This is a genomic window from Marinomonas sp. AWM4_232 (assembly GCF_056158325.1).
The window spans coordinates 2,441,390-2,466,276 of the sequence record NZ_JBSWTA010000001.1 but is presented as its reverse complement, the minus strand read 5'-3'; the positions used below and the strand labels follow the sequence as shown (position 1 = coordinate 2,466,276).

18 protein-coding genes are annotated in these 24,887 nt (G+C 45.5%); all 18 read right to left on the bottom strand.

The annotated features are described in order from the left end of the window. Positions 1–8 precede the first annotated feature (8 nt). Complete coding sequence (locus tag ACXAC1_RS11650; RefSeq protein ID WP_475061622.1) at positions 9–2,228, bottom strand: type VI secretion system Vgr family protein; 2,220 nt, start codon at positions 2,226–2,228, stop codon at positions 9–11. A 139-nt stretch (positions 2,229–2,367) separates the two neighbouring features. Next, on the bottom strand, positions 2,368–2,844 hold the full coding sequence (locus tag ACXAC1_RS11645) for an Hcp family type VI secretion system effector (RefSeq protein ID WP_199461235.1): 477 nt from the start codon (positions 2,842–2,844) through the stop codon (positions 2,368–2,370). A gap of 287 nt (positions 2,845–3,131) precedes the next feature. Then, positions 3,132–3,770 carry a hypothetical protein gene (locus ACXAC1_RS11640; protein WP_475061621.1) on the bottom strand — a complete coding sequence of 213 codons (639 nt, stop codon included), beginning with the start codon at positions 3,768–3,770 and terminating at the stop codon, positions 3,132–3,134. Between the two features lie 4 nt (positions 3,771–3,774). Continuing rightward, positions 3,775–6,417 carry a type VI secretion system ATPase TssH gene (tssH, locus tag ACXAC1_RS11635; protein ID WP_475061620.1) on the bottom strand — a complete coding sequence of 881 codons (2,643 nt, stop codon included), beginning with the start codon at positions 6,415–6,417 and terminating at the stop codon, positions 3,775–3,777. After that, complete coding sequence (locus ACXAC1_RS11630) at positions 6,414–8,081, bottom strand: protein kinase domain-containing protein (protein WP_475061619.1); 1,668 nt, start codon at positions 8,079–8,081, stop codon at positions 6,414–6,416. Before ACXAC1_RS11630 ends, tssH begins: the two co-directional genes overlap by 4 nt. A 12-nt stretch (positions 8,082–8,093) precedes the next feature. Further along, positions 8,094–9,176: a type VI secretion system baseplate subunit TssG gene (tssG, locus tag ACXAC1_RS11625; RefSeq protein ID WP_475061618.1), complete on the bottom strand. Its 1,083-nt coding sequence runs from the start codon at positions 9,174–9,176 to the stop codon at positions 8,094–8,096. Continuing rightward, entirely contained in the window at positions 9,173–10,996 is a 1,824-nt protein-coding gene (tssF, locus tag ACXAC1_RS11620) for a type VI secretion system baseplate subunit TssF (RefSeq protein ID WP_475061617.1), read from the bottom strand. The genes tssG and tssF overlap by 4 nt, the downstream gene beginning before the upstream one ends. Further along, positions 10,996–11,466: a type VI secretion system baseplate subunit TssE gene (gene tssE, locus ACXAC1_RS11615; protein ID WP_475061616.1), complete on the bottom strand. Its 471-nt coding sequence runs from the start codon at positions 11,464–11,466 to the stop codon at positions 10,996–10,998. Before tssE ends, tssF begins: the two co-directional genes overlap by 1 nt. 78 nt (positions 11,467–11,544) lie before the next feature. Further along, positions 11,545–12,384, bottom strand: a complete 840-nt coding sequence (locus tag ACXAC1_RS11610; RefSeq protein WP_475061615.1) for a type VI secretion system accessory protein TagJ — start codon at positions 12,382–12,384, stop codon at positions 11,545–11,547. A gap of 2 nt (positions 12,385–12,386) precedes the next feature. Beyond that, positions 12,387–13,823, bottom strand: a complete 1,437-nt coding sequence (tssC, locus tag ACXAC1_RS11605) for a type VI secretion system contractile sheath large subunit (RefSeq protein WP_475061614.1) — start codon at positions 13,821–13,823, stop codon at positions 12,387–12,389. A 74-nt stretch (positions 13,824–13,897) separates the two neighbouring features. Beyond that, entirely contained in the window at positions 13,898–15,394 is a 1,497-nt protein-coding gene (gene tssC / locus ACXAC1_RS11600; protein ID WP_475061613.1) for a type VI secretion system contractile sheath large subunit, read from the bottom strand. 11 nt (positions 15,395–15,405) lie between these two features. Next, positions 15,406–15,918: a type VI secretion system contractile sheath small subunit gene (tssB, locus tag ACXAC1_RS11595; RefSeq protein WP_475061612.1), complete on the bottom strand. Its 513-nt coding sequence runs from the start codon at positions 15,916–15,918 to the stop codon at positions 15,406–15,408. Positions 15,919–16,029: 111 nt separating this feature from the next. Continuing rightward, positions 16,030–17,148 carry a type VI secretion system protein TssA gene (gene tssA, locus ACXAC1_RS11590; RefSeq protein WP_475061611.1) on the bottom strand — a complete coding sequence of 373 codons (1,119 nt, stop codon included), beginning with the start codon at positions 17,146–17,148 and terminating at the stop codon, positions 16,030–16,032. A gap of 36 nt (positions 17,149–17,184) precedes the next feature. After that, complete coding sequence (locus ACXAC1_RS11585) at positions 17,185–18,546, bottom strand: hypothetical protein (RefSeq protein ID WP_475061610.1); 1,362 nt, start codon at positions 18,544–18,546, stop codon at positions 17,185–17,187. Then, positions 18,543–19,277 carry a PP2C family protein-serine/threonine phosphatase gene (locus tag ACXAC1_RS11580; protein WP_475061609.1) on the bottom strand — a complete coding sequence of 245 codons (735 nt, stop codon included), beginning with the start codon at positions 19,275–19,277 and terminating at the stop codon, positions 18,543–18,545. Before ACXAC1_RS11580 ends, ACXAC1_RS11585 begins: the two co-directional genes overlap by 4 nt. Positions 19,278–19,286: 9 nt before the next feature. Continuing rightward, complete coding sequence (tagF, locus tag ACXAC1_RS11575; RefSeq protein WP_475061608.1) at positions 19,287–19,997, bottom strand: type VI secretion system-associated protein TagF; 711 nt, start codon at positions 19,995–19,997, stop codon at positions 19,287–19,289. Next, positions 19,997–23,563: a type VI secretion system membrane subunit TssM gene (gene tssM / locus ACXAC1_RS11570; protein WP_475061607.1), complete on the bottom strand. Its 3,567-nt coding sequence runs from the start codon at positions 23,561–23,563 to the stop codon at positions 19,997–19,999. Before tssM ends, tagF begins: the two co-directional genes overlap by 1 nt. Then, the gene (gene tssL / locus ACXAC1_RS11565; RefSeq protein ID WP_475061606.1) at positions 23,563–24,885 is read right to left on the bottom strand and encodes a type VI secretion system protein TssL, long form; all 1,323 of its coding nucleotides are present in this window, start codon (positions 24,883–24,885) and stop codon (positions 23,563–23,565) included. The genes tssM and tssL overlap by 1 nt, the downstream gene beginning before the upstream one ends. Positions 24,886–24,887 lie beyond the last annotated feature (2 nt).

The window sequence follows — 24,887 nt, the reverse complement described above, 5'->3', positions numbered from 1 at the left end:
CAACTCTCCTAGTTTAAATCAATGCGCGAGCTGTCTAGCTGAATATGGCTTTCACCCGTGATATTCAGCTTCACACCGTTGATAAACACATTGCCTTCACTGTCCATTTGTAGGATGGACTTACCGCACACCAGTTTGATCATTTTGCCCGCGCTGATGGTCAGTGTTTCGCCAACTTCTAAGTTATCGCTGGTGCCGACACTGGTGTCTCGGCTAACACCGATCGTATTGGACTGTTTCATACCTATGTTGTTTTGTTGGGCAACACCGACGGTATTGGTTTCGTTGATACCGACGTTGTGCATTCGCACTAAACCAACGGATTTCACCTCTGCCATGGCCGTTGTATGGATACGGTTTTTTGAAATCGTGGTAGTTTCATTACTGCCGACCGTATGGGTTTTGTTCGCTGCAATCGCAACCGTTTCGTTGGCACCGACGGTTTCCGTGCGGTTTGCACCAATCGAAATCGTTTCATTCACCCCTACGGTTTCGGTGCGGTTGACGCCGATGGCGATGGTTTCGTTGTTGCCCACTTGTTCAGTACGGTCCACACCAATGGTGATGGTTTCGTTGTTGTCGACGGTTTCCGTACGGTCATGGTGGACGAAGACGGTTTCATCGTTGTCGATGGTTTTGGTGCGGTCGTGGCCCACCCAGTGGGTTTCATCGTTTTCAACTTCGATGTCTTGGTTTTTCTCGGCATGAAGAAACACTTGTTCTTCGCCGATTTTGTCTTCAAAACGCAGCCAGTTGGCATTGGCCGCGGTGCCTTCTTTGGTGGAGCGTGTCAAAATACCGCTTTGGGTTTTATTAGCAGGCAGTTCCCATGGCGGCATTTGATCGGCATTGTAAACACGCCCTGTAATCAGTGGGCGGTCTGGGTCGCCATCCATAAAGTCGACGATGACTTCTTGGCCGATACGCGGTAAGAAGATCGCACCCCAGTTTTTGCCAGCCCAGTTATGGCTGACACGTACCCAGCAGGAGCTGTTTTCGTCGTAGCTACCGTAGCGATCCCATGGGAATTGAATTTTGACGCGACCGTATTCATCAGTGTAGATCTCTTCCCCAGGTGGTCCTACGACCATGGCATTTTGTGGGCCTTGCATTTGTGGCCAGCCAGTGGTCATGGGAGGACGGTAAACCGTACCAGAGGGGATACACTGGAAGCGGTTTTCGTATTGCATTTCCGCTTCGTCATCAACAGTGTAGGAATAGTCCTGCGCTTCATGGCGTATTGTCAGCAGCATGTATTCGGCGATTTCACCCGGTGAGTCATCGTGACGTGCGAGGGTAAATTTATGGCCAGAGGTAAAGCTACGACAGCCACTTTCGCCGTGTACGATGTCGTGATGGGCTTCGTCAGACTCTACACGTAAACGTGTCCAACCATCCCCGACGCCTTTTTCTTCGTAGCGACCTGGGTAAACAAAGTGTTCGTATTTCCCTACACCGGGGACTTTCATGCTGGCACTTTCGCCCGTCTGTAATTTGTTACGGGGCTTTTTAAAATCGTAATCACGTTTTGCATAGGCACCAGTGCGGAACTCATAGCGGTGATTCCAACTATGGATCGAGTGGGCTGTATGGGTACCACTGCGAAACTCCACCGCAGCTTCTTCGCATTGGCCGTAGCCACCAACGTGATCACTGATGACTAAGGTGTGTTTACCTGCTGAGTGTTCGAAGTAGTAGTAAATACCCTCTTCTTCAAACAATCGTGATAAGAAATCAAAGTCACTTTCTTTGTATTGAACGCAGTATTCGCGGGCTGGATGTTGGCCCACTAAACGGAAGGAAAAGTCGCTAAAACCGTTTTCCGCGAAAATCGCCGAGGCGATCTCTTTAACGGTTTTAAATTGGAATACTTTGCAATCGCTGGTTTGTGTTAAAAACCAGAACCAAGGCACAACCACGGCGGTGTAGCCTTGCAAGTCTTGAAGCGTATTACCGTCTTGGCGAAAGCTTTGTACATAACCGTTGATGTAGCGATAGCTGCCCATTTGGAACAGTGCATTATCATCGGCTTGAGAAATTTTTAAGGTGACGTTTTTGCCTACGATTTGCGCAGGTGGGATGTCTTTGAGTAAGGAGTATGCTTCGATCTCAAAGCCAAACAGGGTCGAAACCTTCTCTTCCCCGACCAAGCGGGTGAGCAGCAGTGCGTCTGGCCCAAGCGGTGAGTCAATGGCCAAAAGTCGGCTTTGTTGTGAGAAAAGAGCCATATACTTCCTTGTTGTTTCTAATCAGCGTGATGTGAATTTCTAATCAGTCCATCCCCACTAAAGTGGGATGTATTGGTATTAACTCGAGTAAGCAACAATATGTCGCAGCCAAGGGGTGGCTGCGACATATTTGAAATGGTTACAGACGTGAACCTGTCGCCAAGTCGTAACCAGATGGTACGCTGCCTTCTGGCTGGTGCTGCTCGTTCCAAGACGTGTATTTCATCTCAACTTTGGTGAAGTTAAGAGCAATAGCTTCTACTGGACGGTCGCCATTAGATACCACGTTGTAACCACTGATTAGGGTGTTTGTCAGCGTGTACTCCATATATGTTTCAATGCCGTCTGGTGTTGTTTGAACAAGGTGAATTTGCGCTGTTTTACCTTGACCCACACAAGCTTCAACAAAGAACAAAGGTGACGTTTTATCCATCTTTGTGGTTAGTGTGATCTCACCGATCACAGGTGTTGTTGACTCACGGTCTTTACCTTGGCCAGGTTTTGTCGACAGGCTACGGTTGATGTTCCAATCCATTGAGTCACATTCAACCCAATTTTCATGACCAGCAGCTGTTACGTCACCGTCAATACCGTCGATTTTTAGATAGATTGCCATGAATTTACACTTCCTTTATAAATTAAATTTAACTTAGTTTTTATTTCTCTAATAAATAAATTCAACATTAATACTTAGTATATAAATGACTCATTATTTATCATTGAAACAAATCGTTAGTCGTTATTCGGTTGAATAACTCAAAAGGAATGCATGCCACATCTGATATTAAGTATCATCGTGGCGACATCCCTGTCTTACTGGTATGGTTATATGTAACTTACTACGTATAGCCACCTATTTTTCCTGATATTCGTATTGAATAACCTTAAATCGTTTTCAGCCATTCAATTAAGGACAAAAATTTTGTCGGTGAGTTTACCCTCTAAACCACAATTTTTGCCACTTTCACAAAAGTCGCTGTTATTCAGGTAACGGTCAAACCATTTAACATCCTTTACGGAAAACTTAAAATCTTTACCCTTTCCTGACTCGTAATGTGAATATATATATGTTCCGAATTTCGCAGAATATACACGCCCTCGCTCATAGCTATTGTGTTTACTGGGGGTATTGGATTCGCAAGCGCTCCACCAGTTAATGATCACGCCATTATTATGAGATCGAACTCGCCCCAAATTTACCTCATAATTTACACATTCTTTCTCTAATTCTGAGGCAATCATTTGCTCAGAAAATGCTTTAGGATCTTTTTTAGAAAGTGTAATCAGTTTGCTCGATAAATATTGAGGCAAAAATGTTTGTAAATGGAGAATACGTTCACCCATGGCGTTATCCCCACTCTCAGAAAAAAACACATTACCACCGCTCATATCTTCATTTGGTGCGTAAGATTTTGCGGCATAATTGTCCGGTAATGCGATACGAAAATTATTATTTTCAGCCATGACGGAGCCTGAAAAACACAATATTGCGCCCGACAAAAGACACACTGCTTTGGTTTTCAATGTAAACATCAAATCCATTACGTTATCCCTCCCCTTGCTGAATCTGATAGCTAAACTGACTGTCTTCACCCATATCAATATGCACAGATGAAATAGGCTCTTCTTGCCCCATAGACTCCAGCACTCGCATGGACACTTCAGGCAATAACGTACGGTTAATAATATGAATCGCGTTACGCGCCCCAGTATCGACTTCTTTGCAACGCCCTACGATCGTGTCAATTACCGCATCACTGAAGCTAAACTCAGCCTGATATTGTTCTGCCAAACGTTGACCAACACGATTCAGCTGCAAGCGGATAATATTGCTCATGACATCATCGGTCAGCGGCAAGAAAGGCACCAGTCGAGTTCGACCAAGGAATGCCGGCTTAAAGTGCTGCAACATTTCTTCTTTGATCAGGCCTTCTAACTTTTCTGGTGCTGGCGCGGTATCGGGGTCCGCGTAATATTGAGAAATCGTTTCCGTCCCAGCATTAGACGTCATGATGATTAGGGTATTACGGAAGTCGATATCACGACCTTCGCTGTCTTTCATGCTGCCTTTATCAAAAATTTGATAAAAAATGTCTTGAACGCCTGGGTGGGCTTTTTCCATCTCATCCAACAAAATCACACTAAACGGCTTACGGCGCACGGCTTCCGTCAGCACACCACCTTCGCCGTAACCCACGTAGCCTGGAGGTGATCCCATTAGTAAAGAAACTTTGTGCTCTTCTTTAAACTCCGACATATTGATGACAGTGAGGTTTTGCTCGCCACCGTAAAGCAAGTCGGCCAGAGCCAATGTGGTTTCTGTTTTGCCCACACCACTGCTACCACAGAACATAAAGACACCAATCGGCTGCTTAGGGTCCTTCAATTTGGCACTGGAAATTCGAACACTCTGACTCACTGCATCCAGCGCATGGTCTTGGCCAATAATGCGTTTTTGTAGCTCTGTTTGAACAGTGAGTACTTTTTGGATTTCACTGGAAATCATGCGCCCAGCAGGAATCCCTGTCCAAGAAGAAATCACTTCTGCAATGACTTGGCTGTCCACATGTGGGCGTACCAAAGGTGCTTCGCCTTGTAGTACCGACAACTCTTCTAACGCACTGTTTAGACTGTCTTTCAATGAGGCAGATTCAAGGGTCTGGGCGGGATCAAGTTCACGCATTTCATCGCGTAGAACCAAAACCTGCTCTACCAGTGCTTTTTCAGTTTGCCACGCTTGTTCCACCCGCACGGTTTCAGATTCAAGCTGATCAATGGTCAAACGCAGTGCATTCACTTCATCCGCAAAACCTCCGTGGAAACTGTCTTCACGCTCAAGGGCCGCCAATTCGCGTAAGTTTTGATCCAGCAATGCTTTTAGGTTATCCAATGCCGCCGGGGGGTTGCGCAGCTCTAAGTTCACTCGCGAACAAGCCGTATCAAGCACAGAGACACACACGTCGGGCATTTGGCGTCCTGAGATGTAACGCTTAGACATCACTACCGCATCGCGAATGGCTTCGTCCAAAATCATGACTTGATGATGTTGTTCAAAGTGAGGCGCTAATGTGCGCAACATGCGCATTGCATTTTCAGGGGAAGGTTCTTCGACTTTCACAACTTGGAAACGACGAGTCAGAGCCGCGTCTTTTTCAAAGTATTTCTTGTATTCCGCCCAAGTTGTCGCTGCAATGGTGCGCAGTTCACCGCGGGCAAGAGCAGGCTTTAGGATATTTGCCGCGTCACCTTGACCACCGGAATTGCCAGCGCCAATCAACGTATGCGCTTCATCAATAAATAGGATGATCGGTTTAGGGGATTGCTTTACTTCGTCCACCACACCTTTGAGGCGATTTTCAAATTCGCCACGAACACCAGCCCCAGCCTGTAACAAGGTCAAATCTAGGATTCGGATATCAACGTCTGCGAGAGAAGCAGGCACTTCGCCATCAACAATTCGCTGAGCCAAGCCTTCTACAATGGCGGTTTTACCGACCCCTGCTTCCCCCGTCAGTATGGGGTTGTTTTGGCGTCTACGACAAAGAATATCAATCAGCTGACGAATCTCTGCTTCACGCCCAACAACTGGGTCTAACTGGCCAGAACGAGCACGCCCAGTTAGGTCTAAAGTATAAGACGCCAGCGCGCTGTCGCCCTGACTGGCATTGGCGACTGCTTCGTTATCATTGGTTGTCGAGGAGGAATGAGTCGACGTGGCTTGTTTATTCTCTAGCTTGATCAGATTTGGACCATTTCGAACAAAATCTTCCTGATCAAATTGAGCCAGAGACGCTAGTTGCGAGGTTAATTGCAGCGCCATAGCTGGCTCTTTGAAAAGCGCCACTAATAAAGCGTTACCAGTGACTTCTTGATCACCGTATTCAAGGCTCGACAGTAACCATGCCTTACGAATCAGCTCAACCACATTAGGCGAAAATGATGGAGCCCCCGTGTGACCTTTATCAAAGCGCTCAAACACCGTCAAAATATCGCCTTGCAGTTGATCCACATTCACGCCGTAGCGGCTCAGGGCCTGTCTCGCCCCCGTTTCAGGCTTTTGAGTTAACGCTAATACGATGTGCTCAAGCTCGATAGCATGATGTTTATGGCTCACTGCCAACGATGCAGCCCCTTCAAATGCCGCACGACTGGTGGTCGAAAGCTTGCCAATTAACGCTCGTGTGTTCATGTAACATCCTCTGTTTTGCGGATTACTACCGTTTGGTTTTCATTGGTTTCGATCGTAGAGTCACTGAGTTGTGTGCGCTCTATATCGGGATCGGATTCTTTGATAAAGGCTTCCATTTGCTCGGCTAGCTCATTGAACTGACGTTTGGCATAACCCACTTCATCAATTTTGCTAACTGGCAAACGAGTGAAATAATTGCCGACGTAAAGCCCCTGAAGCGCCTTACCCAGTTGCTTAAATTCATTGGTGAAAAATCGACATATGACGTACACCAGCGCTGGAATAGATAGGCAAGCAAACACAATAAATAAGCCCAGCACGGTTGTGGTACGCCACCAGACGTCATCAATGGAATGTGCTGACAAACCGATAATGACAGAGCCAATCTGCTTACCGTTGAATGTGATCGGGGAATTAAAATGATAAATACGGTCCCCTTCACCAGCAGGTGTGATTTGCCCTACTCGGCTGCCCTGATGTAGCCCTAGAGGTTCTAATGCTGGCGGCGTTTGATACGTTGCGCCCACGCCAGTGCTCGCGGTGGTTGCTTTCACAACACCACTGTGATCGGTAATGTATAAGTATTCTATCTGGTCATTCTTGGCGACTTGCTCGGTCATGGCGTTTAAAGCCAAGTCATCCCCCAGCAGTAAAGCCTCGTCCACTTGGTCTTTCGTTTGCTGAACCAACATGCTGCCGTAGTCACTTAATACACCACTCAAATTCTTGGAGAGATCGTTCAGTGTGAACATTAGGAAGCCAAGCAGCACAACACTGAAGACACCGGCTACCGCTGCGGTATACAACCATGTCGCAGTGATTCGTTCGCTCCAACGATTTGAAGAATGGGATAACTCCAACTCCAGGGCTGAAAGCTGCTGACGCAACTCGGTTGCGTTGCTGTAACGAAACGACGCTTTTTTGTGCAACAAGCGGCGAATGACTTTCTTGACTGCATGGGGGCAACGGGAGGTACTTAGATTGACATCCGATGCTTGAATGAGTGCCACTAAGTCTCTGATGGTAGACGCTTCGAACGGCAGGTTACCAAAGACCAATTGGTACATCACCACACCAAGGGAATACAGATCACTGCGTTGATCCGGTGTTTTACCCGCTAACTGTTCTGGCGACATGTAATACGGCGTCCCGACAATGGTTTCTTCATCGTGGGTATGATCAGTTTCTTGGGTTGGCTCATGTAAATAGGCCACCCCAAAATCCATCAAGCGCACGCGTCCTGAGCTTTCAATCAGTACGTTACTAGGCTTTAAGTCTCGGTGAACAATACCCTTAGCATGGGCATACTCTAGCGCTGCGGCCAATTGTTCTACAATGTCGATCACAGTTTCAAGCGGTAAGTCAGATTGATGGCGCATCCATTCATCAAGGCTTTGCGCATCGACCAATTCCATAACGATAAATGGCGCGTCGTCCACTTCACCAACATCAAATATCTGCACGATATTAGGATGACTTAGTTTACCCGAGATGGTGACTTCATTAAGAAAGTAGCTGAGCCGCTCTTTGTCTTGTGCCAGTTCTGGCTTCAGGACTTTTATTGCCAAGGTGCGCTGTAACGCCGGGTCATAGGCTTTATACACCTCTGACATCGCCCCTTCGCCAATTTTTTCTTTTAACTCATAACGTCCAAGTTGCTGCATCGTCATACCCAATTAACGATTAAGAGAGTAAATCGTGTCCGCTACATCGTAAGCAGCGGGCTCGCTCGATAGCCAAAGCCCTTCACCCAAGGCGAGTTCAGGAACATTGGCGTTACGCTGTCCAAGCGTTAATGCTGGACGCACATGACCTTTTAAAACAACTTGCAAATCGACCCAGTAATCCGGTCCTAGATAGGCGATCAATAATTCTTGCAAGCAGTCAAACAGCTTTCCGCCAGGGCGTATTTGCTGAAACTTTTTAAAACTCAATGGTTCGGTTTTTAAACGCATACTAAAACCGCCTTCGTAGACTGAACGCCCAATCACGAAGCTTTGCCCAAGCGTGCAATTGGCACTGCCTAGAACATTTTGCTGAGTATTATCCAGATCAAACCAACGCCCAAAGAAAGGCATCAAGGTCACTTGGCACTTCAGGACATGGCTCATCATTTTTGTTAGAGCATTGGCATTGCGTGGACGCTGACTAAAATAACCCGAAAAGTAATAGGCAATGTCTTCACTGCTGGGCACGACTAGGTCATCTTCCTCTTCTGAGGAATCTGTTGATGCCGTTTGCTGAGGAGAGCCATGACGCAAACCGGTGTAGCTCATCAACATTTTTCGCGTTGGTAATGAGGACTCGCTAGCCGACTGTTGCTGTGCTTGCTCCTCTAACACCGCTAGGCGGTTTTTTTGCCAAGCGCGGTATAAAAAACTGATCGCTCGGGCATTAAAGCCATCCAGTAACACACTCAGCGCAGAGTCTTTATCACGCACACGTTGCGCTAACATTTCGGTGTAATGCTGAGGTAATACGCCGGAAGGGCCGGTTAAGCCGAAACATGCCACTTGCAGTCGTTGTTTTTGAAAACCATATTGTTCGGGCAATGTCTCTAGTTTCACCTTCGCGGCATAAGGTGATACCAGTGACTGCACGACACAGAAGTCGACAAACTCACGGTATAAGGGAAAGTCATAACCAATGGGGGCTGACGCTTCACCATTACGTTTGCGCGCCTGGCTCTCTAACACTCGTAGCTGCTGGAAAAAGTCGATATCAGGCGATGTAACGAGTAAATCTTGTGACGGCGTCATAGCAACGTTTGCTCCCCACTGCGCGCTGGCCATGATTTCATAGCTTGCTCTTTGCCATGCAGCTCGACGGTTAACTTCACGAACGAATTGATCTGGGTATATAGCCCTAAAAAGCGCTCTAATACAGAAGCAAATAAATATGGTGAGCTGCCCGCAAATTTAGCTTCATCAAGTCGTAAAGTAACGTGACTACCACGGCAGAAAAACGGCATGCCATGACCATCAACAATTCGTAAAGTACTCGGGGTAATCTGACGTATTTGCACAGCGTTGATCACACCATCGTTTTCACCAGATTCGGTAAAGTTATACAGGGAAAGGATTTTCTGGAACGCATTAGAGCCTAACTCTCCAGCCGCCAAGGAAACATAGTTTAAATTCAAATGAGACAGCAATTGCCAATAGACGTCATCGTCCATACGAGGACGCACGGCATCGGTAAAGGGTGTCATACACTCGATAGTGTCGACTGCCGAAGACCCCGTACTAAGAATCAAAGGCGGGTGACTTTGACGTTGGGTGAGCTTATAGGGCAGGTTGCCATTAAAACAACGCAATCTGGTCAGCATGACGCCATCATTCTGCTCTGCTAATAATGCATCAATATGAATTAAGGAGAGTTGAAATTGGCTACGGACATTGCCGTATTCCATTTCCTCGCGACGGGAGTGCCAACGAACATCGGTCAAATCTGAGCGTGGCGTGGTACTGACCCCAAAGAATGGACTAACCGATTCAAGGTTCGTCTCATCCGTTGAAATGGATACAGACTCAATATTGTAAACTTCAACACAATCAGGGTGACGAGCGTCTGCAATCACGGGGTACTCGTAGGACGATTCCTCTAACCGAGTAGGCTCCGAATACTGTTCATATAGGTTCACTAAAGGCGTCGCATTCAACACAAAGTTGTTGTGATCAATGGTTGCTTCAATGTCCGGTAGCGCTTTATCAAAATAGAAAAATAGCTCTAGATGTTGGCCTTCCAGTTTTCCTTCAAGAGCACTTAAATCAACATCAAAAAATAGAAATTTTTCAGGGTATGCAAAGTACTCAGTAAGCAACCGATAGCCTATAAAGGATTGCTCAGGATAAGGCAGCATCCCTTCGTTTTCTTCAAAGCCAACGGGATGAATAATGTCCTCAGCTTGAAACAACGTGGCATCTAGGTCATGGGGGCCTTTTGCCACTGCGACCTTTAAGCAATGATTCAATAACAATTCATACAGGGCAAAGCTGTAATGACGATTGCCTTTCAAATAAAAACGGACACGCTTTAATGGCAGTTTTTCTAATTCGACATCGGCACTGATCGTATCCAAGCGCAGTGTTAAGACCGATTTAATCGAATGATAGCTGCCTGGATTTGGGGCTTCAACCGGGCACGTTTGTAAACGCGCTCGACTGACCTGAAAAGGAATCACCTGTGTGTCATACACCGTAGTAAATCGACACGAGTAGGCTTCGTCCCCATCTGACTCCACCACTCGTCCGCGGGGGATATTGGCGATGGTGGATAAGTCCTTATCCGGCGTAAAACGAATGATGTTATAACTCGGTAGCGGCCGTAAATAATGCGGATAAATGACGTCCAATAATGTTTGGCAAAGCTCAGGAAACTCATCGTCTAGCTTCTTGCGAATGCGCGCATTTAGAAACGCAACCCCTTGTATAATACGCTCGACATGGGGATCACGAGAGTGATCATCGGCGATATGCAAACGCGCACCAATTTTAGGGTATTCCTTAGCGAACGCTTCACCGCGGCGCTTTAGGTAATTTAATTCCTTTTGGTAAACATCAATCAGAGCTTGCTTCATTATCGTCCCGACCTAAAGTTAAACATTTTTAGCGCTGGCTCAAATAAAGCGGTAATCACCACAGCTTCTGACTCACCATAAAAAACGAGCTTGGCCTCGATACAAAAACCTAAGCTGTTTGTGTCAATCTTTTCTTCGCTTAAGCTCACTCGAATGTCTCGTAGTCTTGGCTCGTTGATTCGAATCGTGTCTTGGATTTTTTGACGCAATGCTTCTCGTCCGCTGAGGGCAGAAATATTGATGTGGGCAAAATCCGTCACACCGTAGGTTAATAGCACATCATCATCAATGTGTGCGAAAGGGTTTAATGAACGACATCGGTTATTTAACAAATCCTCTAAGTCTCGCATCACCGCATCACGATACAGACGATAGAATTCAGAAGGCGGACGATGGCCGTCAACCTTTCGCTCCGGCGCATCGTCTTGCGTCAGCTGTAAAAATGGAGACTGTAGAGAGTCGTTAAGCATTAAATTATCCGTATTTAAAAGTTAACTTGTGTAAAAGTCCTTGGCAAAGTTTCTGTTTGCGAGGGCTTTAAATTAGAATTAATTAGGCTGTATTCGAGACAGTTTCTCGATTTGCAAAATCGGAATCAGTTCATCCCCTACTAACCAGCATTTCTGTCCGATCCCGGTGACGATTTCCGTTGTCTCATCCGCGTCCCAATCAGTTGCGCGAGCAAGTGCTGCTTGGGTATCACTGTTTGCAGTACCCGCGTAAACCGTTGGGATAAAGACGTGCATTGGCGTGGGGGTGTCTTCCTCGGATTTAGGTACCAAATGAATGACCGCTTTGCGGTACAAAAGGTCGACCGGTTTTTCGTAGGGGAAAAATTCGATACTTTGGATACGCTGCCAAGGCAACCAACCATAGCCTTGATTTGCTACAAATACTTCCAGAGCAAAGGCTGTCAGATCGTCTGGTTCAATGAGCTCACCGACAAAAGACTGCTCGCCTGACTGACACTCAAATACCGGCTGAGGACGCTGCTCCAATAAAGACTGTGCTTCTTCTTTGGTTAGGCTGTTCGCTTTTAAACCTTGCATCAGTTCAAAACTTGGCATCAATGCCACGCGGTCTGCTTCATCAATCGCAGGAATAGCGTTTAATGTGCGCATGAACTCTTTGCGTTGATTGTCGGCTTTGAGCATTTCCATCATGACTTTTAGGGTCATAAACGACGGCAAGTCGTTCTCATATTGACGCTCCATGATCGTCAACTGGCTAATGGCTTTATCGGTTTCCCCTGCGAATAAATAAAATTGCAGTAACAGACTACGTCCTTCGTTGCTTTCAGGGTTATCTCTGACAAATGCTTTCGCATGCGTTAATGCTGCAGCCAAATCGCCTTGGTCATAAAGCGCGCTGATTCCTTTAATATCCATACTTATCCTGTTACTCGGTTTGAAACCACTTCGGCACTAAACTGAATGGAGGTTTCGATTGTTTCTAATTGAAAATGTGGCTTAAGATGCACCACACACATGTAAGCCCCACTTGAGCCAGCTTTCTCGGTCACACTGACTCGCGCTTCACGAAGTGGATAACGCGCCAATAGCACGTCACTGGCTTCATCTGTCGCCATGACATAATTCATGATCCAGCTTTGTAAAAAGCGTCGGCATTCTTCAGCACTGTAAAATGAGCCCACTTGGTCTCGTACAATGACTTTCAGGTAATGAGCAAACCGTGAGGTGCACAACACGTATTGCAACATGGCCGAATATCGCGCATTTATAGTGGCCTGCGCATTGTTGTACTGCATCGGGCTTTGAATGGACGGTACACTGTAAAACAGCCCCGAGCCCCCATTGGCGGTATAGCATGCTGAGATAAAGCCGTATTCCGTCAGTGTTCTTTCTAGCGTATCTGGAATCATCACTTCACTTGCTATGATCTGTTCTTGATCAACCGCTGAGGTGTGTTCATCCAATCCGGCAATCACACCGCCACCGAAATAGCGCTCACCAGTAATTTCCGCAAGCCAGCCAGTGTTTGCAAAACAACGTGCCATCACCGCGCCTAAGGCAAAAATTGCCCCGCTTTTAAGGCGGTCAGAACGCTTTGATAAGCGCTCTTGAAAAACAAATTGATCGGTACGAGTTGGACGATGTCGATATGGTCTGCGTAAATAGATGCGCGGCAGTGTAATACCAATGAATCGCGCATCTTCTTTGCGACGAACCGCTTTCCAGTTCATGAAGTCCAGCTGCTGATAGGTCCGCTGTAAATTCAATGACGAACGTAATGACGTAAAGTCGTCCAGCTCCAACAAGGAAGGATGCGCATTAAACAAAAATGGGCAAAACGCCGCTGCGGCCACTTGTGACAAGCCTTCAACCAAGCGAATGTCGTCGACACCATGATATTTTGGCGACAACGCCACATCGTAATTACACAGCATCGCCCCAAAAGGTTCGCCACCTGCGATGCCAAACTCACCGTTGTAGATTTTGTTAAAAATCTCACTTTGGTCAATTTCGATCGCTCGCATGATGTCACGATTGAGTTCGGACCATGACACACTCAGCAGTTTGAGTTTTACTTGATGATTGAGGCCGACTTGTTGCAGCAAATATCGACAGCCCAACCAAGCAGCTTCCAATGCCTGAAAATCAGGGTGATGCAACACTTCATCTAATTGACGTTGTAATAAGGCATCTATCTTAGCGATCTGTAAGTTCAAACTGGCGATAACTTGTAGCTTAGAAGGCACTTCATCCAGACGATCCAAATCTAGAACCTCAATAAGCTCATTAACCCAAGCAACGTTTTCTGCTTCGTTATTTCGGTAGCTTTGAATTGTTTGAAACGCGTGACTCATGACTCTAACACCACCATATCCCTATGTATCAGGTACAAGCACTCTTGCTCTTCGAGTGCTTGTACTATGTCTGATTAGTTACCCATTTGTGGTATGCGCGCAACCATACGCATCGACGCCGTCAGCTCTTCAAGTTGAAGCCATGGACGCATCCAAGCCACCACGTTGTAAGAGCCAGGACGCCCTGGTACTTCAGTCACCTGCACTTTTGCTTCACGCAGTGGATAACGAGCTTTCATGTCCTGACCAGAGTCTGGGTTGTTGTTGACATAGTTCAGCAACCAACGATTTAACCAAGACTCCACGTCCTCTTTTTCCATGAAAGAGCCAATTTTGTCGCGTCCCATGACCTTTAAGTAATGAGTAAAACGAGACGTTGCCATCATGTACGGTAAGCGCGCAGAAATAGCCGCGTTTGCGGTCGCTTCTGGGCGATCGTAGATCTTAGGTTTCTGAGCAGTCTGACCACCAAAGAACACCGCGTAATCAGTATTCTTGTAGTGACAAAGCGGAAGGAATCCAAGCTTTGATAACTCCGCTTCGCGACGATCCGTCAGACCAATTTCCGTTGGACATTTCAGGTCAAGGTCACCATCATCACTGGTGAAAATGTGCGTCGGTAGATCTTCTACACGACCACCACCTTCTGCACCTCGAATTGCTGTACACCAACCCGTTGTTGAGAAGGCATGGGTCATACGCGTTCCCATCACGTAGGCAGCATTCATCCAGCAGTAGTCATCATGCTCTGCCACACGTGCAATACCCGTTTGATCAATTGGCGCTTCTTCGTAACCAAATTCGTCAATCGGTTTGGTTTTATCACCATAAGGTAGACGTGCTAGAACACGAGGCAGTGTCAGTGAAACAAAACGTGAATCTTCTGTATCACGGAAGCTGCGCCACTTGATGTATTCTTTTGAATCAAAGATTTTTTCGAGGTCACGAGGACGTGACAATTCCGTCCAGCTTTCTAGACCAAATAACTCTGGACCTGCCGATGCGATGAAAGGACAGAATGCTGCCGCAGAGATATTCGACATTTTCGACAACATTTCGATGTCGTTTGGCGAGCTATCAAATGCATAGTCCCCGATGATGGCGCCAAACGGTTCACCACCTGGTGTACCGAACTCTTCTTCATAGACTTTTTTAAACATTTCACTTTGGTCAAATTCAACCGCTCGATCAAGGTCTTTGTATAAGTCTTTTTTGCTCAAGTTCAGCATTTTCAGTTTAAGCGAAGTATTGGTTTCAGAGTTATGAACCAAGTACTTCAAACCACGCCATGAGCCTTCTAGTTTCAAAAACTCTTCTGAATGCATGACTTCATTGAGCTGTTCAGACAGTTTTTGATCAAGTAAGTTAATGGCTTGATTGATGGTTTTTGCGATATTTCGGTCCCAAACAACGGTTCCTTCCATCGCCCCATCAACCAGCGTTTTTAGCAAATCTTTCGCAACACTGCTTTCAGTTTGCTTCGTCGCACCAATTACTTGGTCTAGTAGACTCGGTTGCTCTAGCGTTTGTGTTTGCGTTTGTGGATCAAGCGTTGCAGTCGTATCAGTCATCCCTGTTACCCCTAGTTGCCGTCATTATCTTGCAGCTCACTAGATAGCTGCTGAACGTTATCTGTACTCTGAAGAACTTGCTCTAGCAGAGACTCCAGCTCTTCTGATCGATCTGCTTTAGTTAATAGATCTCGAAGTTTGTTGCGGGTATCCAACAAGTTTTTCAGCGGGTCAATTTGTTGCACCACTTGACCTGGTTCAAAGTCTTCCATTGAACGAAACTTTAAGTCGACGGGAATAGTGCCTTGCTGCTCAGTCAATTTATTGTCCACCTTGAACGCCAAACCGGGCTCAAGCTTTGCCATTACTTCATTTAGGTTATCGCGGTCAACTTGAACAAATTTGCGATCTTTTAGACTCTTCAGCGGCACCCCAGGATTATTACCTGTGAATTCCCCCATGATCCCCATTACGAATGGCAGTTCTTTGACCACAACAGCACCTTCCGTTTCCACATCATAGGTGATGTGAACACGTGGCTTACGTACTCGCTCTAATTTTTTGTGAATGCTTTCACTACTCATGTTTCGTCCTCGGCTATTCCTTTAATTCACATTTACCGGCGCTTAAGGCATGGATAAATATTTCGAACTTTTGTTTTGGTGGCCAGCGACACGCTAGCTACCGGTAGTTCATTAGCCCCCACTGCTTGGATTGAGGCCAATTAAACGGAAGAACTGCTTGCGAGCATTATCATCGTCTAGAAGCTCTTCCATTAATTCTGCAAGGCTCATTCGCCCCCATCGTTCAACACGTTTCATTTGGTGGGATAATGGCGAATGTGGCTCTGTATTTTCAAAAAACAAACTCAGTCGCGAGGTCATAATTAAGGCCTCGTCTCGGGATGTCGGATAGTAGGTCATCGGATCAAAGGAAGCCGATGCTTGTAACGTGTTCTGCGATACTGGCTCAGGTATTTGAGCTTCCACATTGAGCTCTTCAACCAGCACTTCTTCTGCAGGCTGATCCGTAACATCAATATGTGCGATGACTTTGATGGCTTCTTGGGCTACGGCTAAGGTATTTTTGATAGCAGATGTTGGCGGTGAATCGAAACCGCATTGTTGATTTAGAAAGTCTTCAAGCGCGATAAAATGTTCTCGTGCTTGGTAAACGGAAGTGGCGATCGTACGTATTTGATCGGTATTACTGCTGTGTGCCTGTTGTTGCAGTTGATCAACGGTTAACTCACCGTTATCAATGCGGCGTTTACGTTTGTCTTGATCTTGGATCTGCCCTAATTCACAGGCTTTGATGTAGTCCCATACCAATACGGGCTCACCTTCGTGGGTATACATGAACGGAGACATTCGAATTGGCATGATGAGCGTTCCCTCACCATTATCTCCATTAAGACCACTAAGCGGATATAAGGTTGCTTGGATACCATCTTCATCAGGTAGCGGGTACAAACTTCCCCAGAATGTCGACACCATTTGTTCAGCTAGCGCCAAGGCCTGCGCCAGCCCTGGGAAACCATCTAGGCGTATGCAAGCTTCAATTAACCACGCAAGCACTTCGACATCTTTGGAATGATCAGTAAGGATCTGAAGACATTGCTCCCTAACAGGGCGCCATTCACCAGATAAAGAATGCAAATCTTCGAGTTGGACGATTTTACGCTCTTCTGCCCGGATACCATTCCTGAGATCACGGAGCGAATAATACAATTCACTTAATTCGGCATCATCACGAATATCTATCCCTGCAGGTCTATCTTCATTAATCGGCTTGAGCGCGTCTATATAGTCCATACTATCCCTGTCACACGATTTGTTCAGTCAATTGAATTATTGAATCGTTTGAAGCTTTTCTAACAGACGCACACAACGAGCACGATACAAGCTAGCCTGAATGTGATCAGGCGCAACACTTAATACTTGATCAAAATCAGCGATGGCTTGTTTTAAATTTTGAGATTGATAATTTGAGATGCCTCTCAAATAAGGTTCATCTATCAATTCAACCTTAAGCTCATCAAGGATTTTTTGGCTGTCTGTCGAAAGCCTTGAGGCGGAGAGTAACAGAAGATAAGCATCATTTCGGCGACCTTTTCTCAATGCTGACAAACCTTTTACTTCTAACTCACTCAAGCCCTCTTTATTCTCAGTTTGTGCACTTTCTTGATGAATACTGACAGTTTGTTTTACTGATTTGGCTGGCTTTATATTTTTTAACTCATCAGGTTCTGAATTATTAATCGCATCGCTTTCTTCTTTCTTTAGGTTATCTTCTGGAAGGGTTTGCTTATCTTCCGGAAGGGTTTGCTTATCTTCCGGAAGGGTTTGCTTATCTTCTGGAAGGGGTTGCTTATCTTCTGGAAGGGGTTGCTTATCTTCTGGAAGGGGTTGCTTATCTTCTGGAAGGGGTTGCTTATCTTCTGGAAGGGGTTGCTTATCTTCTGGAAGGGTTTTCTTACTTGAAAATTCAACAATTCCATTTAATTTAGATACTCCTTTATTAGTATCTTTTGGTGTTTTTGACGATTTATCTGCTGTATTTTTATCTTCCAAGACTTGTTCTTTTTTCTGAATAATTGGTAATGATTTCTTATTTACAACAGCGGCTTTCGGCTTGGCTTTTATAGAAACGCTTTTTGACTGACCAATTATTGGGGGTGTCCAGACAATATCCCCCTGAGTAAGGGTGGATTGAGCGAGGGTATTTAAGCGCATTAAGAACGGAAAGTAATTTTGAGTACCATACGCTTGATCGGAAATATTTTCTAAAGAATCGCCCTCATTCGCCAAATAAACGGTTTTATCTGCCATTAAATCAAAGTTGTGTTTGTAAGCGTAATCGTTAAGATCGGCAGTAATTTGGTTATTTAAGGCAATCGCTTCTTTGTATTCTCCATCAACATAAAGCGCCTGCCCTAGTAATATTCTGGCTTGCTTATAGTCACCATCTTTGAGCGACTGCCAAGCCTTTTGCACCAAAGCTTTTGGTTTGTCATCGCTCTCAATCAATGTCAGCACACCGATCGTATCCACACCTAAATAAGGATCGATGGCTGGCTCCATTTGATCAAAGGACGCAATGGTCACGGTTTCCCAACCGGCCTCAGCTCGTTCCTGTGGCGATTGAAACATAGCGCATCCATGCATCAGAAGCGCCACAGTGCATAGCAAAGTTAACTTAATATGTTTCATAACACTCCCTTATCTACGATAACGGCGGTAACGTTGTCTGAGACATCTTTTGCAAGCGCCATGTTAATTAAATTCGCGACGGCTCGAACCTTGTCTTCGCTGTAGTAAATAACTTTAGCGAGATCCATTTGACTGATCGTGTTTGACACACCATCGGTACACATCAGAAAGATATCCTCAGGCATAACCTCAAGATTAAGCTCTTCTAATTCGCACTGATCTGCAGCCCCCAGCGCGCGAGTAAGTATGTGATGAGCAGGATGATCAGGTTGGTTGTCATGAACTAAACCTCGACTTAGTAGCTCCTCGTACTGTGTATGATCTCGTGTTACCAGCTCAAATGAGGTCCCGCGCAGGCGATATAATCTGGAGTCCCCCAGCCAAATAACCTTAGCCTGTTGCTGATAAATCATGAGCACAACGATTGTCGTACCAATGACTTCACGCTCGTAAAAGCTACTGGACATTTCACACAATGAGCGGTTCACGTCTAAGACTATTTCTCGGACCGCTACGGCTAAGGTATCTAATGACTCAAAAGCTTTATGACGAATGTCTTCTAGGCTTTGTGTTGCCAAATGACTGGCAATACCACCTTCTTTATGTCCTCCCATACCATCCGCAACACACCAGAGCCCTATATCATTAAGCGTAATAAAGCTATCTTGGTTTTCACTACGTTGCGGGCCTGTGTCAGTTTGACCATGCCCTTCCCATACATACATATTCATGGCACGGCCTTAACTTTGTTCTAGTGGTTCTTTCGATTGCTGTGATGCAATTTTGCCTGTCAGTAAAAATTGATACTCTGTGTGATTAGGTAGATTATTGGCAACCAGCAACGGATTTTTTCGGCCATATATCTCTCCGAAAGACCACCAAAAAGAGTTTTCAACATGCGTCAAGGGAGTCGGTAAGTAAGCTAGTAAAGCCTCTGAGTTCAATTGCTTTACAGTCGCAGAAACGCTTTCCTCCAACCCCGCTGGTAATTGCAAGTTCTCTCCTAGCTCAAAACGATTAAGCTCTTCATCCAATAGCTGCTTAACAGCTTTCAATGACAAACGTTGTTGCAATGCCTGTAAGGAGACTTTTTCTAAAATTGCAAACAACGTGCTAGCCTCTTTAAACAACCATTCCATACACAGATGTTTAGGATCTATTTCAAAGACCAGAAATAACGGGAAATAACGCCCCACAGCATCGACACTTGGTAGCATAATACCTATCCAAGCATGCTTCCTTTTATCCTTAGGCGGTGCGCACATGCGCCAAATCGGTGAAACTAAATAGGCAGATAGCCAATCCATGTCAGACAAAGACTGCTGACTGTGATACAGGCATGTTTGCCCCCATTCGTACAACTCATTACTAATTTCACTGTGAATCGAATCGGAAATAAAGTCAGGGTGTGCAGGCAACTTTCCATAGATGCCAATGGTTAATCCAGACATTACTGACACCTCACTTGTTGTAGCTCAGACATTAGGAATGGGTTGTAAACACTGCCAGCACGTAGCTCTAACGAAACGGAGTACACGTTATTCAGGGTAAAGTTCAAAATGTAGCGTTCACTGTCTAATCGCTTGATATCCGCTTCATCAAAGAGCCTAAATAACGCCCAATCCCCTTGCTCAGTGATGGATTCTTGACCTTCCGCGGTTACAATTACAAGACGCGCTAAGCCTCGTTCCGCACTGTCTTCTGCAGGCCAATGGAAGCGTTTCCCTCGTTGAGGACCGTGGGCGTAAGTCATTTGCTGACCGTTGATCAGTAGACTCATTCGCAGAATCGACTTGTCCATTTTCAATGGTTTCAATTCAAAATTGACACTTGGATCAGTCTGCCCATTACGGTAAAAGGTATCTCGAATGACCCGCCCTATTTCGAGCTGATTCAGTACTTCATCTGCAAACCCTAAGCTAATGCCGTTAGTACTGTTCCATTGCCAAGGTCGTCTTGTAGTATCGACGTAATCGATCATGACATCATTGAAGTAGGTTTCTACGATCCCGTTAGGACCGAAGTACGCGCTTACGTCGCCAATCGTCGCCTCACGATTGCTGGCTTTATTGAAGGGATAGCGATTGGCAATCATTGCGTTACACTGCTGAATCACATCATTCTGCCAACGCCTTTCCATATAGCCTTTGGCATCGGTCGTCGTCAGACGTCTAGCGTTGTCTGTTACACGTTCAATGAACCCAGATAGCGGCTCAGGAAATCTCGACGCTTCAACATCCATCTCTCGCAACACGGCGGAAGGCCCATTTGGGTCTGAGGTATTTTGGAAAGCAGCTTTTCCACGATTAAGTGAGCCATCCATAGCGCTCATGTAAACATACAGCTCATCCAATAGTTTCAAGGTTTCATCAATTGGAGGCGCATTGTTCTCTGAGCCTTCTATCATGTTGTTCAAGTCTGCAAAATACTCGACAACTGGGTTATCTGTACTCATCTGGTAACCTTTAGGCATTCGATCACTAACGGATGTTAAAACGTTACTGACTCGATCCATCATACCGTTAGGTGCATCTACATCTGGCAGTAATGTAAAGGCTTCTGCTGAGGTATGTTTTTTGATTCCTTTAAGCAGACCAATCAATGGCGAGTCATCCCGAGAAAGGCGCTTGAGCAGCAGTAAACTTTCGTCGTTCGTGTTTACTGGTTTAAAGCCGATGCTTTCAATGTAACCACGCCATTGTGAAAGATAATCATCTAAATACAGGTTTTCTACTTGGTGGAAGAGCATATCCGCATTAGCACCGACAGTGGATAGACCATACTCCTCCCCCATGACCCACTCATCCGTTAATTGGTTCTGAATCATGACCTGACGCTGCTCTAAGAAATACTTTCGGTAGGCGTCGCGGGTATAAAACCCATTGATACCCGAAGTCAGTTTTTGCCCATTTTTAAAGCGGAACAAGTAAATAGAGTCCGTCCCCACAGCGTCCACTAGGCGAAACTCATCAAGCTCTCGGTTATTCAAGCCATCTTGTTTTAAATGCGCATAGAAGCGACGTGCAGGCGGCTGTTTACTTAATACAGATCGAGCACTCGCCACCAGTTCAGCATTCGGCTCAAGAGCAGGCAATGACGGCAAAAATCCTAACAAAGCATCTAAATGAGCACTTAAACGATGTATTTGTTCTGCTTGTGAGGACTTCGGTAGAGTTCTTTCCCAATCTTGGTTAAACCAATTTTTAACAATTTGCGCGTCAAAATGCTTTTGATCTGACAACATAAGGTAGACACGAAGTGTCTCGTACAAAGCATCTGCATTACTACGGTCTTCAAACATGGCTTTTTCAAGACGAGCCATCACTCTAGGGAGGTAACTCTTGTACAGCAACTGCTGATAGGCTTCATTGGCACCTTGGCCAAGTTTATCTCCTTGGTAAAGCCCCATTTGAAAAAAAGAACGTAACCCTTCCTCTTGATCGTCAGCGTAACCTGTCGTGATATTGCGCACGCTATCTAAGGCTGGAACAGGCGCTAATAAATCATGGTCATAGGCGCTAATGTTATTGATTTCATACTCAGCAGCCTCGATGTCCTGCTGTACCGCGTCAACCAATTGCTGATTACTGAAATAGGTATATAACCAGTAAGTGGACAACCCAATAGTCAATAGCGCAGCCGCCGTATAACCCGCTAGATGCATCATTAGCATACGACGCTCTTGTTTAACGTTTACTCCCGCGAGCCCCGATTCCTTAAAAATCACCTTGGTCATTAAATTGTGTAAGAAATAGGCTTTTCCTTTGCCTGGTCGACCTGTAGCGGACTCCGTTTTTAACCCAAAGTTCGCCCCAAGAGAGCTAATAACACGATCTAATGTCGTCCCGTCTTGTGTACCGCTGGTTAAATAGACTCCGCGAAGTAAAGGTTGCGTTTCGTAGCGAGTAGACTTAAAAATCTCTCCTAAAAAGGCTGCAACAGGGTCTTGCAATAAACCGAAAGCGCGAGGAAATACATATATCTGCTCTCTGCGATTAACGTCTGACTCAGCTTGTAAGCGGCTGGTTTCCAGAGATTGGATACGCTCCTGTAAAGTACGAAACTCCATTAAAAAATCCGGAACAACATCCTGATCTTGGTCAGAGCCTTCGTTCAATGGGAAGGTCATACCCCATACTTGCGAGCGCTCCTCTTTTCCTAAATCATCAAAAAACTCACTAAAACCAGGCAATAAATCGGTTTTAGTTAAAGTGACGTAGACGGGAAAACGAATCTTAAACGTTTCTTGAAACTCATGAATACGCTGCTTAATGAATTTAGCATGTGTGATCAATTCAGCTTCCGGGAGTTTCAATAAGTAATCCACAGGAAAAGAAACGATCAACCCATTAATCGGCTTGCGACTGCGAAACTTCTTCAGCAACGCTAAGAAGCCTTTCCACTCTACTTCGTCGAGCTCATTTTGCGCGTTCTGTGTGGTATAGCGTCCAGCTGTATCGAGTAGAACTGCTTCATCGGTAAACCACCAGTCACAGTTACGCGTTCCCCCTACCCCTTTCACTGAGGCTCCGACAGAATCTATCAGGGGAAAGTGTAAATCTGAATTCAGTAAAGCTGTGGTTTTACCTGCTCCAGGAGGCCCTATGATCGCATACCAAGGCAGCACATAAAGATAACTCCCACGACCTCCTTCTTTAGTTTTTACTTTCTTCAACAACTGAAGCGCTGACTGAAATTTATGAGAAAGCTCCGCTACTTCCTCTTGACCTAATGGTGTTTGCAATTTGGGAGCGCTTGCCATTTCTTTGGCCAAGTCTTCATTTTTACGCTTGCGTACGAAGAAACGCTTAAACTTGAAGCTTAAATAAGTCAGAAAAATGAGCGCTATCAACACAGCTCGAACTGTACTTGAAGCAAATGGCTCCGCTTCACCAAACCGAATTAAAGGAGTAACAAACCATATCAACAATGCCAAAATCAGCAATGCGATAACACCAATCATCATTTTCAATAAACGTAATAGCCAAACAGGCAGTCGCAGAATAGGCAATCGCATTAATTATTTCTTCCTTGGTTACGCCACTTAAGATTAGAGAGTAAGACGATCTCAACACGGCGATTTTGAGCACGCCCTTCTCTTGTTTTGTTGTCAGCAACAGGTTGAGTATCGGCTTTTCCTTCCGCTTTAAAACGCTCGAATTCCTGCGTGTATCCTCGCAAGGCTCCCGCAACTGACTCAGCTCGAGCCTTAGACAAATGCCAATTAGAAGGAAATTTTAGGGTACTTATTGGTTGATTATCTGAATGTCCTTCGACCACAACTGCGCCATTCACTTGAAGTAAGGCCTGAGCTACACGCTCAACAAGCGAATTATAGTTCGACATAAGTTGCGCCCGCCCCGATGCAAAGAATAAATCCCCTTGCATAACGATTCGGACATTGCCATCGCGCTCATTGACCGTCACTAAGCCTTGCTCAATCTCCTCAGCCAAGAAGGTGCGTAACGTTTTAAGTGCTGAAACGTCAATGATCCTTGGGCGATCTAAGGTAGTTACAGTATGTTGTGCCAATTGCGCCATCTTTTGATAGGGCGAGTGGGATGCTTGATTCAATAAATACAGTAGAATAAACAGCAGCAACACTAAGATGCCAGCCAGCCCTGATACAAATACCCAAAGGGGAATAAAGCGTCTCAAGCCACGGCCAGAAATATTGCCACCTTGCCAGTTTACAGATAAATAACGAGCAGGCTCTTTACGCTGAGAGCGAATCAATCGGTATAACTTAGAACGTATCTCAATTATCTTCCCTGAACGATCTGCCTCTAACGCGTATCGACCTTCAAAACCTAGAGACAGACAAACATACATTAACTCTAATAGGTCAATGTTACCCGCCGGATCTTTTTCCAAGTTATCAAGCATGACGAAGAAGTTTTCACCGCCCCACGTTTCTTTATGAAACAAACTCAGTAAGGAATCGTTTTGCCAATCACTTTGGCCACCCCAAGGCGTATTCAGTACCGCCTCATCTAGCATGGTGCACAATATGTAACGCCCTATCATTACGGTCCTAGCATCCACACCCGCTTTTCTAGCATTCGTTTCATACGCCTCTATTTCTTCGACAATTTGTTGGCGCAATAAAGCGGGACTTGGATTTGTCTGAGACTTTCGAATTGCAGGCACTAGAGAAAGTAGTTTGAAGGCAGCACTTTCCAAGCGATTTAATCCGGAGGACAAAAACTTATCCGGATCATCTAAAAGGTCAGCCCAGTTAACATCACCTTTTATATGACTTGAAGGTACTTGATCAGCAAGAGTGGCTTGGCCACCCGGAACAGGAATGATGACGGTACGGTTACCATTAAAATCCATTT